Source organism: Myroides sp. LJL115 (assembly GCF_054871665.1).
Genome location: NZ_JBTXLS010000094.1, coordinates 1 through 1,516 on the forward strand (window position 1 = coordinate 1; position 1,516 = coordinate 1,516).

At 29.8% G+C, this 1,516-nt stretch carries 1 protein-coding gene; it reads right to left on the reverse strand.

All coding sequences use genetic code 11. The features are described 5' to 3' along the window. Nucleotides 1-792 precede the first annotated feature (792 nt). The gene (locus tag ACYSNX_RS13060) at nt 793-1,041 is read right to left on the reverse strand and encodes a hypothetical protein (RefSeq protein ID WP_461755091.1); all 249 of its coding nucleotides are present in this window, start codon (nt 1,039-1,041) and stop codon (nt 793-795) included. Between the last annotated feature and the right edge of the window lie 475 nt (nt 1,042-1,516).

Below are 1,516 nucleotides of genomic sequence, written 5' to 3' on the forward strand. Positions count from 1 at the left end.
GAAAGTACCTGTACTTAAACTGTGTTTACGACAAGTTTCTATTGCCCCGTATTCTTCTGCTTCCTGTAAAATTGATAGCTTCTCCGATAAGCTCCATTTCTTATATTTCATAAGTCCAAAGTTATGTAATTAATTTATTAATTTCACTCCAGCTTATTTAGGGGCTAATATAAATGGGCTATGTCAGTAAGAAACTGAGGAATAATATTAGACCAATTTATGTTCCTATATATAGATAGGGTTAGACTTTAAGCAAAATCTAACCCAAGCTTATTTCTTGAACTTATACACTTAAAGAGACAGCGCCAGTTTGGAGTGGAATATCCAACTTCTACTCATTTCTAAAACTTTACTCATTTTCTCAATTGGGAACTCACCTTCATGATCGAAGATGAATTTATAAATCTTTTGTCGGTCTTAGAGAAAATGTCTAGATCTTTTTTTTAAATTTCGTGTTCTAATTCAACGTTGGCTAGCTACTTTTCAAACTCTCTAATTCTTTCTTGTCCTGGGATTAATTTTTAGATTATCATTTCTAGGAAAAGTACCTTGACCGAACTTCTTTTCTTGCAAACACTATTTGTTTAATAATGTTGGACTAATACCTAATTAGGATTTGTTTTTTCTTCAGCTAGCTAATTTTACTGCATAACGCTTAAATTTAGCATCATAGTTCTTCCTTGTTCGATTTCTATTTCAAAGATAAGTTTTGATGTTTAATTTACTTTCCGAACAAAGTTAAGAACTACATAGGATGTTTATTATTTTTATACTACTTTATTAGTACATCTTTTACTCTGAATCGGCTAATTCCCAAAAACCATTTTTTTGTTCATGTACAGGTTTCAAAACACCTTCTTTTCTTAGTTGAGTAGCTGCCCATCTAATATCATATTGCCAGGTGTAAAATAAGTCACCAGAATTTTCTAATTCCTTTTCATAATTTGCCCATATATATCTACAAATATCAATTAATTTAGCTTTATTGCCTTTAGCTTTTAAAGCCTCTACTATGCATTTTTTTAGTTTATTTTTTGTCATTTTAAGTTTAATTTTGGAAATATTAAAGAGCTAAGAATCTAATTTAATAATAATAAGTGAATGTACATAATTTCTTGTTAACCATCTTTTTATTATTTGAAGTATACTTACTATCTTAGTTTAGGTTGTTAAAGGCTAGTAGTCTAGTGTATAATGGATTGTGTTATTAGCACTCTTTAAGATGGAAACAACAAGAGACAAATACCCACAAGATGAATAGTATCGAAAACTTAAGCAATAATTCTATACAGGTTGAAAAGGATAATTAGTTATGAAAGAAATAGAAAGAATTTTAAAACAGATTGAGAGCGCAGAAGATTGTATTGTTTCTAAGTCAAAAAACACTATGAAGGTGTAGCACCAACTGTGTCACAAAATTAATTATATCATATAAAAATGTAAATTAGTCTTATGAACACAAACAACAAAAAGAGCGGATTCGATTTCGAAAGTTTCAAAGAGCAGGCTATGGCCG